This is a genomic window from Pantoea sp. YR525 (assembly GCF_900116775.1).
Taxonomy (GTDB): Bacteria; Pseudomonadota; Gammaproteobacteria; order Enterobacterales; family Enterobacteriaceae; genus Pantoea; species Pantoea symbiotica.
In genome coordinates this window covers 1-14,877 of the sequence record NZ_FPBU01000008.1, presented here as the reverse complement: position 1 = coordinate 14,877, position 14,877 = coordinate 1, and the positions used below count along the sequence as shown (strand labels likewise).

The following is a 14,877-nucleotide window of genomic DNA, read 5'->3' as shown; positions in this document are numbered from 1 at the left end:
CGCCTATGGACACCCAATCCGACAAAGTTACGTTGACGCTGTTTTACGTGGGTAGCTTTGTGGTCTATTACCTTGTGACCATGTTGGTTACGCTGTTTCCCAATTACGGGATGCTGCGCACCAACGGCTTGCTGATGCCGGTGCTTTGCCTGGTGGAGTTTGCGGTGATCTATCCGCTATACCGTTTTTACTGCCAGCGTCGCAGCGATATTCCGCTGGGGTATGTGCGCCCAATGCAGGCGCTGCTGTTTATCGGTTTGCTGTTTGCATTGATGGTGGCGCAGACGCAGTTTCTGCAACCGGAAGGCTGGCTGATTGCGCAATCGCAGCAGGGACGCAGCTCGATGCTGATTCTGCTGCTCACCGCTGTATTGCTGGCGCCGGTGTTTGAAGAAGTGCTGTTCCGCGGATTTTTACTGCAAGGTTTTCTGCTGTGGGCGCCGAGAAGCCGTTTTGCCTGCATGCTGCTCACTTCCCTGCTGTTCGCCGTGATGCACACTCAATATGTGCACTGGGAAACGCTGGTCGCCTTAACGCTGTTTTCCCTGCTGCTGTGCTATGCGCGTTTGCGCAGTAATAGTCTGGCGCTGCCGATTTTCCTGCACACGCTGAATAATTTGATCGCTATCCTGCCCGCCTGGTATTTCGCCTGATCAAGCAAAAACAGCCATCCTCAGATGGCCGTGAATGATCCTCACACCTGCGTCAAACCGCCATCCACACAGATTTCTGCGCCTGCTATGTAGCTGCTCTCGTCACTGGCAAGGAACAGCGCGACGTTGGCCACTTCTTCGGGTTTGCCCATTCTGCTGAGCGGAATGGTGCTGGTGATGCCGTTGCGCACCTCTTCAGAAGCCGCCTGCATCATATCGGTATCGATCGGGCCGGGCGCCACCACGTTAATACGGATGCCGCGCGCGGAGAGCTCGCGCGTCCAGGTGCGGGCAAAGGATCGCAGCGCGGCTTTGCTGGCGCTGTAAACGCCGTAACCCTGGGTGCCAATCACATCGGCAATCGAACCAATCAATACCACGCTGGCGCCGGGCTTCAGCAGCGGCAATGCCGCCTGCAGGGCAAACACCGGCGAGCGCACATTGAGCCCGAAGATTTGATCAAAATGCTCAGCGCTAATCTCATCAATGGTGGCGTACTCCGCCATGCCAGCGTTGATCACCAACACATCCAGCTGGCCGGATTCGCGCCTGATCGTCTCGATAATGCGCGTTAGTTCACTCTGCTGGCTCACATCGGCACGCAGCGGATGCGCGTTGCCGGTGATGCTGCTGCTGGCGGCCTGTAACTCTTCATCGCGGCGCGATGTAAACCAGGTTGTCGCGCCTTCACTGGCGAAACGCTGGCTGATCGCCAGACCAATTCCCTTTGCACCGCCCAGCACCACCGCCACTTTTTTATCCAGTCTGCTCATCTGCTCTCTCCTGTTTGGGTAGAAAGCCGATGGTATATATTTTATACTTAATAACAATTACGCACTTTGTTTATACCAGATATCGCGGAGTATATCGCCATGGCGGAGATCGACGGTAACAGCTTGAGAGATGTAGGAAAAACCCGGCCAGTGCTGGAGCACATCACCAATAAATGGTCGATTTTAATTCTTACCGTGCTTTGTACTAAGCCGTCGCGTTTCAATGAGATTCGCCGTCGGCTGGATGGCATCACCCACAAAGCGTTGGCGGATGCGTTAAAACGGCTGGAGCGCAATGGGCTGGTGAATCGTGAAGTGTTAAACACAGCGCCAATCGGTGTGGAATACAGCCTGACGCCGCTGGCGCAGACGCTGCAGCAACCGTTTATCGCGCTGTATGACTGGGCGCTGGAGCATGGTCCATCACTGGAACGCGCGCAGGAAGAGTACGATCGCACCCACGCAGATGAGCTAACGTAGGGTCGCCATTAATGGCGACCGCTGGCAAAAAAATTACGCTTTTTCCGCTTCGAAATGGTTTTTGAACTGCTCGTAGATCGAAATCATGTTAGAAGCATCACCCTGCAGCGGGCTCAATTTTCCGGCGCGCACCAGTTCAATCACCAGCTGCAAGGCGGCTTGTTTTGGGTTGCTGGCTGGCTGGGCAATTTCGTTCGACATGTTAACTCACTCATCGTTTTTATCAGGGCCGCATAGTTTAGCCCAGATTGAGCTATGGTTGCGCGCCGCGATGCGTATAATCTTGCAAGCCGGACACGAAAGCCGCTCAGGGTGATAATTGACTCTCAAGGCGTTTAGCTATACTGGATCAAAAAAAGGGAACGACCAGCCACACATTCCGTACCAGCGAGAAGGTGTTAAAGGAGTCTGATTATGCTGATTGGTTTTGTTTTGTTAGTGAGCGCGTGTGGGCATGATGCCTGTGATGCCTTACCGGTTTCGGAGCGTATCTATCCGACCAAAGTGGCCTGTGAGCAAATGGCCGATCGCATCCATAAAGTCCGGCCAAACGTGGTCTTACTTTGTGGCGAAGTGCACCGTTAATTCGGTGCCAGTTTTATTACAGTCGCGCAAATATTAGCCAAACGGCATTGCAAGAATGGGTTGTAGCGTTCAAAATATAAGCTGCTTTTCACTATCATCGTTGTGAATCCAATGAAAACATCTCGCCCCCGTCGTCCAAACGGACGCTGGGTTTACTACATTTTGTATGATGGCATTCTCTGGCCCTGCCCCGTACGTTGGGAATGGGAAAGCGGCTTCGGCGGCTGGCTGCCATTCTATTTCTCGCCCACTTTTGAGTTCGTGGCGGGCGATCCACGCAAGGCCTATCGCATTGCGCGCAGCAGCGTGCGTAACGTACGCCAGACAGACGGTGAGTTCGCCTGATTGATTAGCCGATCTACCATGGGAACCACGACGCCGTGAGCAGATAATGCAGTAACTCCAGTACCAAAATCACCATCACCAACACGCCAAGCTTGTGACTGCTGATCCACTCTTTCATCCCCATATCATCGCCGCCCAGCGAATCAGCATCAGCGCCCCGCAGATGCACAACAGCACCACGATCATTTTCCAGTGTTTGGTTGCAGCCAGTTTTTTTGCCACGCATCCTCCAGACGACAGAAAGCAACGATGCGCCCTAAGGCGCACCGTTGATTCTAACGCTGGTCACCCATTTGGGCGATTATTTATTCAGCGTGTAGTCGAGCGTGATTTCAGCATTCAGTACCTGAGATACCGGGCAGCCCGCTTTGGCTTTCTGGATAATCTCATCAAACTTCGCCTCATCAATGCCGGGTAACACGATGGCGCTGGTCAGCGCGATTTTGGTAATGGCAAAACCGTCGCCCTTTTTATCCAGCGACACATCAGCGGTGGTATCAATGCTTGTAGGCGGATGCCCTTCATTGCCCAACATCAATGACAACGCCATGGAGAAGCAAGCGGCATGCGCAGCACCAATCAGCTCTTCCGGGTTGGTACCCTTCTCGCCTTCAAAACGGGTATTGAAACCATAAGGTTGATTGTTCAACACGCCGCTTTCGGTACTTACCTTACCTTTGCCTTTAATGTCGCCTTCCCAATGGGCCGATCCTTTCTTATGAATGGTCATGTCATTCCTCCTGTTGTGTTCGACAGGTACTGAGTATAGACAACATGACTCATTCTGCTGGATTAGCTCACCGCGCGAGGACGTGCCGGACTCAAGCCCGCCTCGCTCAGCAGCGCGTTAGCCTGCACCAGCGAAGCCTGGGTAATCTCTTTGATCGATTTCGCGCCGGTTAGCGTCATCGCCACTTTCATCTCTTTCTCAATCAAATTGAGCAGATTTTCAACGCCGCGCTGACCGTGCGTTGCCAGCGCATAGACAAACGCGCGTCCCAGTAGCACGCTGTCGGCACCGAGAGCAATCATGCGCACCACATCCAAGCCGCTGCGAATGCCGCTGTCGGCGAGAATAGTGATATCGCCTTTCACCGCATCGGCAATTGCCGGCAACGCGCGCGCCGACGACAGCACGCCATCCAGCTGACGCCCGCCGTGATTCGACACCACAATGCCATCGGCACCAAAACGCACCGCATCGCGCGCATCTTCCGCGTCAAGAATGCCTTTGATCACCATTGGGCCATCCCAGAATTCACGAATCCACTCCAGATCTTTCCAGGAAATCGACGGATCGAAGTTGTTCGCCAGCCAGCCGATGTAATCTTCCAGCCCGGTCGGTTTGCCGAGATAAGTGGAGATATTGCCGAGATCGTGCGGACGGCCATGTAAACCGACGTCCCACGCCCATTGCGGATGCGTTGCCGCCTGCCAGTAACGACGCAGCGGCGCATTTGGGCCGCTCATGCCAGAGTGCGCATCACGATAGCGTGCGCCCGGCGTCGGCATATCGACGGTGAACACCAGCGTGGTACAGCCGGCGGCTTTGGCGCGCTCCAGTGCATTGCGCATAAAGCCGCGATCGCGCAGCACGTAGAGCTGGAACCACATCGGACGATTAATTGCTGGCGCGACTTCTTCGATTGGGCAAACCGACACGGTGGAAAGCGTAAACGGAATCCCTTTCAGCGCCGCCGCGCGCGCCGCTTGCACTTCACCGCGTCGCGCATACATGCCGCATAAGCCGACCGGCGCTAATGCCACCGGCATCGATAGAGTTTCGTTGAACAGTTTGGTCTCAAGACTCAACTCCGACATGTTTTTCAACACGCGCTGGCGCAGCGCCACGTCGGAGAGATCGGCGACATTGCGCTTCAGCGTGTGCTCGGCGTAGGCGCCGCCATCCAGATAGTGAAACAAGAACGGTGGCAAGATGCGTTGCGCCGCGGCGCGATAGTCACTGGCAGCAGAAATGATCATCCCTTATTTTCCTTGTACTGAGGTCATTGGTGGCCCGGAAGACGCGTAATGCGCGCCTGGCGCGCCTCATCTTCGTGCAGGGTTTTCATGGTGGTGTGAACAAAACCGAGGTGATCCATCGCTGCCTGGCGCGCCGCTTCCGCGTCACCGGCCATCACCGCATCAAATATCGCCTGATGCTGTTCGTTAAGACGATTGAAAATCACCGGATGGGTATACATGCGCTGGCGGCTGTGCAGCACCGAGGATTGCAGCAGATCGAAAAAGCCGCGCATGGTCTGCAGCAGCACCACGTTATGCGAGGCTTCGGCGATGGCGAGATGAAAACGCAGATCGGCCTGCGCCGCGAGATCGGCATCGTCACTTTGCTTTATCTTCAGCAATGCATCAAAAGCGAAGCTCAGTTTCTCTTTATCCGATTCGGTGGCGCGCAACGCCGCATGCCACGCGGTGCTGGCTTCTATTGCGTGACGCGCTTCGAGGATGTCATAGCGATAATCAGGATCCTCCGCCAGCAGTTGGCGAATCGGCTCAACGATGCGCTGTTCCGACCACGGCTGCTGCGGCTGACGCAGCCAGGTGCCGCCACCGCGTTTACTGATTAACATGCCGCTGCTGATCAGTTGCTGAATCGCCTCGCGCAGTGACGAGCGCGACGAACCGAACTCCGCCGCCAGCGCGCGTTCGGATGGCAGCCGCATGCCCGGCTCCAGCTGGTGCTCTGTGATCCAGGCGCAAAGCCGCGCCCGCAGCGTGTTTTCCGTCATCGCATTATCCTATGTGAAGCACGCCCGCCACGCTAAATTGGTAGGACCAAAATGCAGCGTGGCGGGCTTCGTGGAGGAGAATGGTTAATGCTTTGTTATTTCGATGCAACGAAACAGGCGGGATTTTTCATATTATGTGACGACGCGGCCACAATTGCGCCATGCGGTAGGACCAATTACGCCGCAGTCCGACCAAAGGCCCGACCATAACTGCGTGGGTGAAAGCGCAGGTTCAGCAAGATCAGCCCAACGGTCACCGCCGTCTGCATCAGCCAGACGCTGGAGAAACTGTGGGTCAACGCCTGCAGCTGACCGGCGATAAACGGCATGCAGCCCGCGATGATAAAACCTGCGCCCTGCATAAACGCCACCAGCCGCGCACCGGCCTGCGGATGCGGCAGGTGATCGAGCGCCAGCACCATCGCCAGCGGAAACGCCGCGCCCAGTCCAAATCCGGCAATTGCCGCCCACAACCACGGCGCAAGCAGCGGAGCAAACAGAAAGCCGCTCATACCGATCAGCTGGCAAACCAGGCTGATAATCAGCTGTGGACGCCGATCCGCCTTACGCGCCAGTAGCGGCATCAACAGCGCACCCGCAACCTGACACAGAATCATCGCACCGAGCAGCGATCCGCCAGCCTGCGCCGACCAGCCAAGATGATGATAAGCATCCGGCAGCCAGGCAACGCAGGTGGCGTAACCACCGTTCACCAGGCCAAAACTGATCGCCAGCGTCCAGGCGCGTGGCGTGCGCCACAGCGACGGCAGCGCAACGTTTTCCGTACTGGCGGCGGTTGGCACGCGCACGTAAAGCCACAATCCAATCGCCAGCAGTACCGGCAGCGCCCAGCCGGTCAGCGCCAGCGACCAGCCAAAATGATCGCTGAGCCACGGCGATAACGCCGCCCCCAAACCGCCGCCGCCCATCAGCGCACCGGCCCATAATCCGGTGACTGGCGCGCTGCGCTGCGCAAAGCGCTGACGAATCAGGCCCGGCATCGCCATTTGCACCACGCCCACGCCGAGCCCGCCAAACAGCGCGCTAACCACCAGCCAACTGCCGCTGTGGATCACGCCACGCGCCGCCAGCGCCAGCAGCAGCAGCGTCAATCCGGCCAACAGTAAGCGTTGCAGCGGCACACGCTGCATCAGCGAAGCACTCAGCAGCGCGACCGCGCCCATCATCACCATCGGTACCGCAGGCAGCAGCGAGGCCGCCAGTGAAGAGAGTCCCATCGTCTGGCGAAGCTGGCCGAGTAATGGACTAATAGAAGTGAGTAACGGTCGCATATTCAGCCCAGCCAACACCAAAGCGCCGAGCGTTAATCCGTCATAATGTCGATTCATACACAATCCTGCTGCAAAGAGGTTGTCAGCATCGCAGCAGTGGTTACTATTTGGAAATGAAATAACACCATAACGACCAGTGGAAAAATGAATCGTCAGCCGATGTTTACCCCGCAGCAACTGCTGAGTTTTGTCGCAGTGTGCGAAACCGCCAGCTTTACCCGCGCCGCCGATCGCGTGCATCTGTCGCAATCCACCGTCAGCCAGCAGGTGCGTCGGCTGGAAGAGATGATCGGTAAACCGCTGCTGCAGCGCACGTCGCATCAGGTGGCACTCACCGAAGAGGGCGAGAAACTGCTGGGCTATGCGCGCCGCATCATCGCGCTGAATGGCGAAGCGCACGACGTGCTGAGCGATAAATGGCGCGACGGCGTGCTGCGCCTCGGCGTGCCGGAAGATTTCGCCGCGCCAACCGCCGGTTTGCTGGCCGAATTTAGCCGCGAACATCCGCAACTGCGCCTCGATGTGATGAGCGGCATGTATGTCGATCTGCATCGCGCCTGGCAGCGCGAGGAGCTGGATATCATGCTGATCAAACAACCGGGCGGCGAACGTCCGCTGGCTGCGCGCCCCGAACCGCTGCTGTGGCTGGACAGCGCCGCACATCCCTGTTTTGAGCAAACGCCGGTGCCGCTGGTGGTGTTCCCGCAGCTCGGTTTGTATCGCGAAGAGATGGCGCAGACGCTGGATAGCCTTGGCCGCAGCTGGCGCATCAGCTACAGCAGCTCCAGTTTGGTGGCGCTCGCCAGCGCCAGCGCCGCCGGATTGGGCTTAACGCTGCTGCCCGCCAGCTGCCGCTTGCCTGAACATCGCGTATTAGGCGAAGCCGATGGTTTACCCAGCATCAACCATTTTGAACTGGCGCTGTTTTGCCGCGCGCCGCAGGACGATCTACAGCAGGCGTTAGCCGCCGCGCTGGTGACCTTTTGTCAGTTGCAATGGCAGTGATTTTTCCACTGCTAACCAGTGGCAAATATCGCAGCGCGCTGCGTTGAGTTTTGCCAGATTAAGCGTTTCTCATTTGATGGAACCTCTGATGCAACTGACCTCTCCCAGCCGTCGCGAATTCCTTAGTATGACCGCCGCCGGTAGCCTGCTGGCCGCCGGCATCAGCTATGCTGCGCCCGCTGCACCGCTGCTCGCCAACAGCACGCAGCCGCACACGCCGCCACCGCGTGTTGCCCATTACCAACTGCTCAATGTCCGCCTCGAAGAGGGCTTTGAGCGCGACGGTAAAGAGGTGATTGCCACGCGCACCGCGCTGTACGACATCACCATCAAAGACGGCACTTTTGCGGCGATTGATGCCGCAGGCAAAGCGCGCAACGCCGCCTTGCCACAATGGGATGCCAACGGTGCCCTGCTGCTGCCGCGCACCCGCGACATGCATATCCATCTCGACAAAACCTTTTACGGTGGCCCGTGGGAAGCGCCGCGTCCGCGCCAGGGCAAAACCATCATGGATATGATTGCGCGCGAACAGGTATTGATCCCGCAACTGCTGCCGACCTCGCAGGCGCGTGCCGAAGCGATCATTGGCTTGCTGCACAGCAAAGGCACCACCGAAGCGCGCAGCCACTGCAATATCGATCCGGTCAGCGGCCTGAAAAGCCTTGAGCACCTCAAGCTGGCGCTGGCGAATCATCCGGAATTCCCGTGTGAAATCGTTGCCTTCCCGCAGCACGGTTTACTGCACTCGAAAGTCGATGGCCTGATGCGTGAAGCGATGCAGATGGGCGTGCAGTTTGTCGGCGGACTTGATCCCACCAACGTGGATGGCGCAATGCAGGCATCGCTGGATGCGATGTTCCAGATCGCTCTCGATTTCCAGCGCGGCGTGGATATCCATCTGCATGAAACCTCGCCACCCGGCGTGGCGGCAATTCAGTACATGATCGATACCATCGCGAAGAATCCGCAGCTGAAGGGCAAAGTGACGCTGAGCCACGGTTTTGCGCTCGGCACGCTGGAAGGCAAAGCGCTGGATCAGATGATCGCCGGCATGGCCGAGCAGCAGATGAGCGTGGCCTCGACCATTCCGATTGGCAAGCTGACCATGCCGCTGCCGCAATTGCAGGCGGCGGGCATCACGGTGATGACCGGCACCGACAGCGTGATCGATCACTGGTCACCGTTTGGCACCGGCAGCATGCTGGAAAAAGCCAACTTGTACGCGCAGCTGTATCGCGGTTCCGATGAGTTCGGCTTAAGCCGCGCGCTGCATATCGCCACCGGCGGGATTTTGCCGCTGTCGAATCAGGGCGAACGCCAATGGCCGAAGGTCAACGATGAAGCCAGCATGATGCTGGTCGATGCCAGTTGCTCCGCCGAAGCCGTCGCCCGCATCTCCCCGGTACGCGCCACCTTCCACCGCGGATTACCCGTATTCAGCGCCTGACTTCACTCGTAGGGTCGCCATTCATGGCGACCGTCTCAATGGCCGCACCGCACCCAACAAAAAAGCCTCCGCAAGGAGGCTTTACGTACGACATAAACAGGGCGGCATGCGCACACCCGATGAGTGCTGGATTTTACGAAAGCATCTGAATCGCCAGCGCGTACAGCCGCTGGTTTTCATCGTCACTGACAGGCTCTTCTTCCGCATAACAGGCAATCATGGAACTCACTTTATCCGAGGATAAGGTTTCTCCATGCACATGCAGCGTTAACACGGCGCGGCCGACGATTTTCAGAATGTCTTCGTTTTGTCCCTGGACAGAATGACTCAAAATGACCTCTGAAATATTATGGGTTTTTAATAATTAGCCAAATGGCGCGCTAAATATAAAGCAAATCAGCCATTCGTTTTAATCAGAATTTTACCTAACCGCAGCCATTCATTAGCGAGACACCTCTAAAAAGGGTGCCAAAAGACGTGATAACAGTTGTTTCATAACGCTAATTCTCCCTTTTCGTTAAAGATGTCTTTTTTTAACGCAACTTCTCAGGATTAAATCAACCTTAAAAGCATTAGAACTTCGCACCATTGAATGCCTAAAAAAGAGACAAGCCTGGTATAACGCTTACTGATTTCAAGTGGGAACCAGCGGCGCTTTTGCCATTGCCGATCACGCCCCTTTCTGCCAGACTGACCGCCGCAATCCTACCCGCAATTAGAGACTTTCCCGTGACTGCTTTTTCTACCCTGACGCAACTGCCCGCCAGCCAACTCGATAACCTGCGCGAGATGGGTTTCGACGCCATGACGCCGATTCAGGCCGCTTCCCTGCCCGCTATTCTGGAAGGGCGCGACGTGCGTGCGCAGGCGAAAACCGGCAGTGGCAAAACCGCCGCCTTTGGCGTGGGTTTGCTGAACCGCATTGATAACAGCCAGTTCCACACCCAGGCGCTGATACTGTGCCCGACGCGTGAACTCGCCGATCAGGTCAGCAATGTTCTGCGCCAGCTGGCGCGTTTTACCCGCAATATCAAAATTCTGACGCTGTGCGGCGGCCAGCCAATGAGCGCGCAGCGCGATTCCTTAGTGCATGCGCCCCACATTGTGGTCGGCACGCCGGGCCGTTTGCTCGATCATCTGAAGCGCGACAACCTCGATCTCAGCCAGCTGCAAACGCTGGTGCTGGATGAAGCCGATCGCATGCTGGAGATGGGCTTCCGCGACGATATGGAAGCGATCATTGGCTTTACGCCGGAAACGCGCCAGACGCTGCTGTTCTCTGCGACCTGGCCGGATACCATCGCCAGCCTTAGCCAGCGTTTTCAACGCGATGCGCTGGCGGTCGCCACCGAAGATAAAACCGAGTTGCCGACCATCGAGCAGCAGTTTATTGAAGCCAGCGCCAAAGAGCGTCATAGCCTGCTCGGCGCGCTGCTCAGTCAGCAGCAACCGGCCTCCTGCGTAGTGTTCTGTAACACCAAGCGCGAATGTGACGACGTTGCCGCCGCGCTGAATGAACGTGATATCAGTGCGTTAGCACTGCATGGCGATTTGGAACAGCGCGATCGTGAGCGCGTGCTGATTCGCTTCGCCAACGGTAGCATCCGTGTATTGATCGCCACCGATGTCGCCGCGCGCGGTCTGGATATCAAGTCGCTGGCGCTGGTGGTGAATTTCCAGCTGGCGTGGGATCCGGAAGTGCACATTCACCGTATTGGCCGTACCGGTCGCGCCGGTGAAAAAGGTCTGGCGGTGAGCTTTGTCGCCCCCGACGAAATGGTGCGCGCCAATGCGCTGGAAGAGTATCTGCAGCAGAAGCTCAACTGGGTTTCCTCCAGCACGCTGAAAGGTACCAGCGCCAAATCGCTACCGGCAACCAAAATGACGCTGTGCATTGATGGTGGCCGCAAAGCCAAAATCCGTCCCGGCGATATTCTGGGTGCATTGACCGGTGAAGCCGGTTTCAGCGGCGATCAGATCGGTAAGATCGATATGACCGCTACCCACGCCTACGTGGCCATCGACGCCGCTCAGGCGAAGAAAGCGCTGATCAAGCTGAAAGAGGGCAAGATCAAAGGCAAAAGCGTGCGCGCCATTCTGCTGAAGTAAATCGTACCCGCGTGAGGGCGATCGCCCTCACGCTAAAATTTCCGTTATCTCCCCTTCATTTTTTTTCTCTTCTGCCGATAAGTTAATCATGGCGATATTGCCCTGCCCTTTACCCAGCCCAGATCTGCTCCGAGGCCATGATGGATAATTTTCAGAAAGAGATCGATGAACGCGCCAACCTTGCGCTTTCCAATAAATTCGAACTGCTGTTGTTCCGACTGGGTTCCGATCAGCTGAAAGGCAAATCTGAGCTGTACGGCATCAACGTGTTTAAACTGCGTGAAATCGTGCCGATGCCAACCATCACCCGCGCCGCGGGCATGCAATCGCCGCTGCTCGGCATGGCGAGTATTCGTGGCCAGTTTATTCCGGTTATCGATCTGCCTGCCGTGACCGGCTGCAAACCGGAAACCGGCCTTAACCTGCTGCTGGTAACCGAATATGCGCGCAGCACCCAGGCGTTTGCCGTGGAATCGGTGGAGAACATTGTGCGTCTCGACTGGAGCCAGGTGCATACCGCGGAAGCGGGCATCGGCAGCCGCAACATCACCAGCATCGCCTGTCTGGATACCGATGGTCAGAGCAACAATCTGGCGATGGTGCTGGACGTTGAGCAGATTCTGTATGACATCATTCCTTCGGTGCGCGGCGTTGAGCCGAGCGCAGAAACCGCCAAAGACTTCAATCTGAAGCCAGGCCAGGTGGCGATAGTGGCGGAAGATTCCAAAGTGGCGCGCCAGCTGCTGGAGCAAGGCCTGAAAAGCATGGGCATCCCGGCGATTATGCATAACACCGGTTTGGAAGCCTGGATCAAAATTAACGAGATGCAGAAAGAAGCGGCTGCCAACGGCGAATCGATCCACGACAAGATCGCGCTGGTGCTGACCGATCTCGAAATGCCGGAAATGGATGGCTTTACCTTAACGCGCAACATCAAGCGCGATAACAACCTGCGCCAGATTCCGGTGGTGATCCACTCGTCACTCTCCGGCAGTGCCAACGAAGATCACGTGCGTAAAGTCGGTGCCGATGGTTACGTGGCGAAGTTCGAAATCAACGAGTTGTCGAATGTCATTCACGGCGTGCTGAAAAAGCCGCGTTAATTACCATATCCAGGTGCGCATAAATGCGCACCCTACGAAATATCTTCCCCTCTGTCGTAGGGTCGCCATTTATGGCGACCGTCTACCAGGTGCGCATAAATGCGCACCCTACGAAATACCTTCCCCTCTGTCGTAGGATCGCCATTCATGGCGACCGCAAAACCCTTCACGTTTAGATCCAACAAAAAATCAACTTCAATACTATTAACCTTTCTGTGACGTACCTCTAAAAAATTAAAGTTAAAACATTAACAACCGATAACTGATAGCGCTTGCGCCGGTGCTGCCATACCAGTTTTGTCACGCTGCGCAACGATTTTCACCTTACAAAACATCAACCTGATGCGGGCGCCTTGCCTGCTTTTCCGTCTTGAAAACATCAATTTTTGGCATTACGGGGAGATCCAATGTTGAGCTTAAAAAATATGAAGGTCGGCGTCCGTCTGGGCATCGCCTTTGGTTTAGTGGTGGCACTGTTGGTCATCGTCGGCGTCACGTCGATTACCAAAATCAATAACATCAAAACCGGCATTACCTCGATCGTTGAAGATCGCTACATGAAAGTACGCCTCGGCTTTGACGTGCGCGACGGCGTAAACGAACAGATCAAATATCTGCGTGGCATCGTAATTGATACCACGCGCCCGCAATTCAACGAAAAACGCTACCAGCAACTAGCGGACGCCACCGATAAAACCAACAGCGCGATGAATAAAATCAAAGCGGTGCAGGTGACTGAAGTGGGTAAAAAGAAGATTGCCGGTCTGTTAGCCGCCAGCGACAAGTTTGAAGCCGAGAAGAAAGAGCTGCTGGATCTGGTACGTGCGGGCGATGCTGATGCCGCCAGCGCTTATGTGCTGAAATCCATTACCAGCACGCAGAATGCCTTTCTCGATAGCGCCGTAGCATTTGCTAACTCGCAGTCACAGCAGTTGGAGCAGGAAGGCGCACGAATTATTGATAACGGCTCATCTGCCATCGAGATGACGCTGATCTTCTCCGCCATCGCCATTGCGGCCGCCATCGTGCTCGGCTTTATGCTGACGCGTTCGATTGTGCGTCCGCTGAATGAAGCGGTGGAAATCGCCGGGAAAGTGGCGGCAGGCGATCTGAGTTCACATATAGAAGTGAGCGGTAAAGATGAAACGGCGGTGCTGATGCAGGCGCTGCAGGCGATGAACGACAACTTGCTGACCATCGTTTCCGATGTGCGCGCCGGCTCCGATACCATCGCCGTGGCATCAAATCAGATCTCCAGCGGTAACATCGATCTCTCGTCGCGTACTGAACAGCAGGCCAGCTCGCTGGAAGAGACCGCTTCAGCGATGGAGCAGATGACCGCCACCGTCAAGCACAACGCCGAGAACGCGCGTGAAGCCAATCAGCTGGTGGCCAATACCTCCAACGTGGCGAAGCAAGGCGGCGTGGTGATGGAACAGGTGATCGAGAAAATGGAAGCGATTACGCTTTCTTCGAAGAAGATCGTCGATATTATCAGCGTGATCGACTCCATTGCTTTCCAGACCAACATTCTTTCTCTTAACGCCGCCGTCGAAGCTGCACGCGCCGGTGAGCAAGGCCGTGGTTTCGCCGTGGTAGCCACCGAAGTGCGTAATCTGGCGGCGCGTTCGGCGTCTGCGGCCAAAGAGATCAAGGTGTTGATCGAGGATTCAGTGGCGCAGGTGGATGAAGGTAGCCGTCTGGTGACGCACGCCGGTTCAACCATTGGTGAAGTGGTTAACAGCGTGAAAAGCGTGGCGGATATCATGAGCGAAATCACCATTGCCAGCAGCGAGCAGAGCAGCGGGATTAGCGAGATCAACTCGGCGATTACGCAGATGGAAGCGGTGACGCAGCAGAATGCCGCGTTGGTTCAGGAAGCCTCAGCGGCGTCGCAGGCGTTGCAGGAACAGGCCGATCGTCTGGCGCAGTCGATGAGTGTGTTTAAAACGGCTGCGGTGTAAAGATAAACAGGTCGCCATGAATGGCGACCCTACGGAGTTTGTAGCGATGGTGAATCAGGAAAATGCAGAGTTGCTGCAGCGCGGGGGTTGAGGCGACATCCTAACCCGCTGAACGAAAGAGGGATTCCAGGGCGAGCCGCATGGATGCGGCGAGAGGTGGCGCTGAGCAGGAGCGAATCGCCACCGGTCCGTCAGGAATCGTGAATGAGTGAAGGTACCGCGCAGCGGCGGGTTGGGCTGGCGCAAGGCCCGGGAGTGCAGAGGGCGTGGCCATGCACTGAACCCCAAAACCTGGACACATTTTACATCTCTTTTGATGCCCGGTATTCCACCGGGCTCATGCCCGTTCTGAGACAAATTCGTTCGTG

At 56.4% G+C, this 14,877-nt stretch carries 17 protein-coding genes; 9 read left to right on the top strand and 8 right to left on the bottom strand.

Features of this window, described 5'->3' with window-relative positions:
* Window positions 1–5 precede the first annotated feature (5 nt).
* Complete coding sequence (locus BM323_RS16615; protein ID WP_008106020.1) at window positions 6–653, top strand: CPBP family intramembrane glutamic endopeptidase; 648 nt, start codon at window positions 6–8, stop codon at window positions 651–653.
* 41 nt (window positions 654–694) lie between these two features.
* Here the strand turns inward: BM323_RS16615 and BM323_RS16610 are convergent, their stop codons facing one another.
* Complete coding sequence (locus tag BM323_RS16610; protein WP_008106018.1) at window positions 695–1,426, bottom strand: SDR family NAD(P)-dependent oxidoreductase; 732 nt, start codon at window positions 1,424–1,426, stop codon at window positions 695–697.
* A gap of 99 nt (window positions 1,427–1,525) precedes the next feature.
* Between BM323_RS16610 and BM323_RS16605 the strand changes: the two genes are divergently transcribed.
* On the top strand, window positions 1,526–1,906 hold the full coding sequence (locus BM323_RS16605) for a winged helix-turn-helix transcriptional regulator (protein ID WP_008106016.1): 381 nt from the start codon (window positions 1,526–1,528) through the stop codon (window positions 1,904–1,906).
* Between the two features lie 33 nt (window positions 1,907–1,939).
* Here the strand turns inward: BM323_RS16605 and BM323_RS24520 are convergent, their stop codons facing one another.
* Window positions 1,940–2,107, bottom strand: a complete 168-nt coding sequence (locus BM323_RS24520) for a hypothetical protein (RefSeq protein ID WP_008106014.1) — start codon at window positions 2,105–2,107, stop codon at window positions 1,940–1,942.
* A 213-nt stretch (window positions 2,108–2,320) separates the two neighbouring features.
* On the opposite strand from BM323_RS24520, the gene BM323_RS24515 reads away from it, so the two are divergent.
* Window positions 2,321–2,491, top strand: a complete 171-nt coding sequence (locus BM323_RS24515; protein ID WP_007887091.1) for a hypothetical protein — start codon at window positions 2,321–2,323, stop codon at window positions 2,489–2,491.
* 111 nt (window positions 2,492–2,602) lie between these two features.
* Entirely contained in the window at window positions 2,603–2,836 is a 234-nt protein-coding gene (locus tag BM323_RS16595; protein WP_008106011.1) for a hypothetical protein, read from the top strand.
* A gap of 114 nt (window positions 2,837–2,950) precedes the next feature.
* On the opposite strand, the gene yniD is transcribed toward BM323_RS16595, so the two are convergent.
* The 5 genes from yniD to BM323_RS16570 all read right to left on the bottom strand — a co-directional run bounded on the left by yniD (window position 2,951) and on the right by BM323_RS16570 (window position 6,935).
* The gene (yniD, locus tag BM323_RS24665; protein WP_021507251.1) at window positions 2,951–3,058 is read right to left on the bottom strand and encodes a small membrane protein YniD; all 108 of its coding nucleotides are present in this window, start codon (window positions 3,056–3,058) and stop codon (window positions 2,951–2,953) included.
* Window positions 3,059–3,137: 79 nt separating this feature from the next.
* Window positions 3,138–3,566: an OsmC family protein gene (locus tag BM323_RS16585; RefSeq protein ID WP_008106008.1), complete on the bottom strand. Its 429-nt coding sequence runs from the start codon at window positions 3,564–3,566 to the stop codon at window positions 3,138–3,140.
* Between the two features lie 62 nt (window positions 3,567–3,628).
* Entirely contained in the window at window positions 3,629–4,819 is a 1,191-nt protein-coding gene (gene lldD / locus BM323_RS16580; protein ID WP_008106005.1) for an FMN-dependent L-lactate dehydrogenase LldD, read from the bottom strand.
* Between the two features lie 23 nt (window positions 4,820–4,842).
* Window positions 4,843–5,586 carry a transcriptional regulator LldR gene (gene lldR, locus BM323_RS16575; RefSeq protein ID WP_008106003.1) on the bottom strand — a complete coding sequence of 248 codons (744 nt, stop codon included), beginning with the start codon at window positions 5,584–5,586 and terminating at the stop codon, window positions 4,843–4,845.
* 176 nt (window positions 5,587–5,762) lie between these two features.
* Window positions 5,763–6,935 (bottom strand): cyanate transporter, encoded by a 1,173-nt coding sequence (locus tag BM323_RS16570; protein WP_008106001.1) that lies wholly within the window; start codon window positions 6,933–6,935, stop codon window positions 5,763–5,765.
* Window positions 6,936–7,022: 87 nt separating this feature from the next.
* On the opposite strand from BM323_RS16570, the gene BM323_RS16565 reads away from it, so the two are divergent.
* Both BM323_RS16565 and BM323_RS16560 read left to right on the top strand, forming a co-directional pair.
* Complete coding sequence (locus BM323_RS16565) at window positions 7,023–7,883, top strand: LysR family transcriptional regulator (RefSeq protein ID WP_008105998.1); 861 nt, start codon at window positions 7,023–7,025, stop codon at window positions 7,881–7,883.
* Between the two features lie 88 nt (window positions 7,884–7,971).
* On the top strand, window positions 7,972–9,333 hold the full coding sequence (locus BM323_RS16560) for an amidohydrolase family protein (RefSeq protein WP_008105995.1): 1,362 nt from the start codon (window positions 7,972–7,974) through the stop codon (window positions 9,331–9,333).
* 133 nt (window positions 9,334–9,466) lie between these two features.
* Here the strand turns inward: BM323_RS16560 and BM323_RS16555 are convergent, their stop codons facing one another.
* Entirely contained in the window at window positions 9,467–9,664 is a 198-nt protein-coding gene (locus tag BM323_RS16555) for a hypothetical protein (RefSeq protein WP_008105993.1), read from the bottom strand.
* 398 nt (window positions 9,665–10,062) lie between these two features.
* Between BM323_RS16555 and dbpA the strand changes: the two genes are divergently transcribed.
* The 3 genes from dbpA to BM323_RS16540 all read left to right on the top strand — a co-directional run bounded on the left by dbpA (window position 10,063) and on the right by BM323_RS16540 (window position 14,509).
* On the top strand, window positions 10,063–11,442 hold the full coding sequence (gene dbpA, locus BM323_RS16550; protein WP_008105991.1) for an ATP-dependent RNA helicase DbpA: 1,380 nt from the start codon (window positions 10,063–10,065) through the stop codon (window positions 11,440–11,442).
* A 140-nt stretch (window positions 11,443–11,582) separates the two neighbouring features.
* Window positions 11,583–12,545 carry a chemotaxis protein gene (locus BM323_RS16545; protein ID WP_008105989.1) on the top strand — a complete coding sequence of 321 codons (963 nt, stop codon included), beginning with the start codon at window positions 11,583–11,585 and terminating at the stop codon, window positions 12,543–12,545.
* 407 nt (window positions 12,546–12,952) lie between these two features.
* Entirely contained in the window at window positions 12,953–14,509 is a 1,557-nt protein-coding gene (locus BM323_RS16540) for a methyl-accepting chemotaxis protein (protein WP_008109601.1), read from the top strand.
* Window positions 14,510–14,877: the final 368 nt, after the last annotated feature.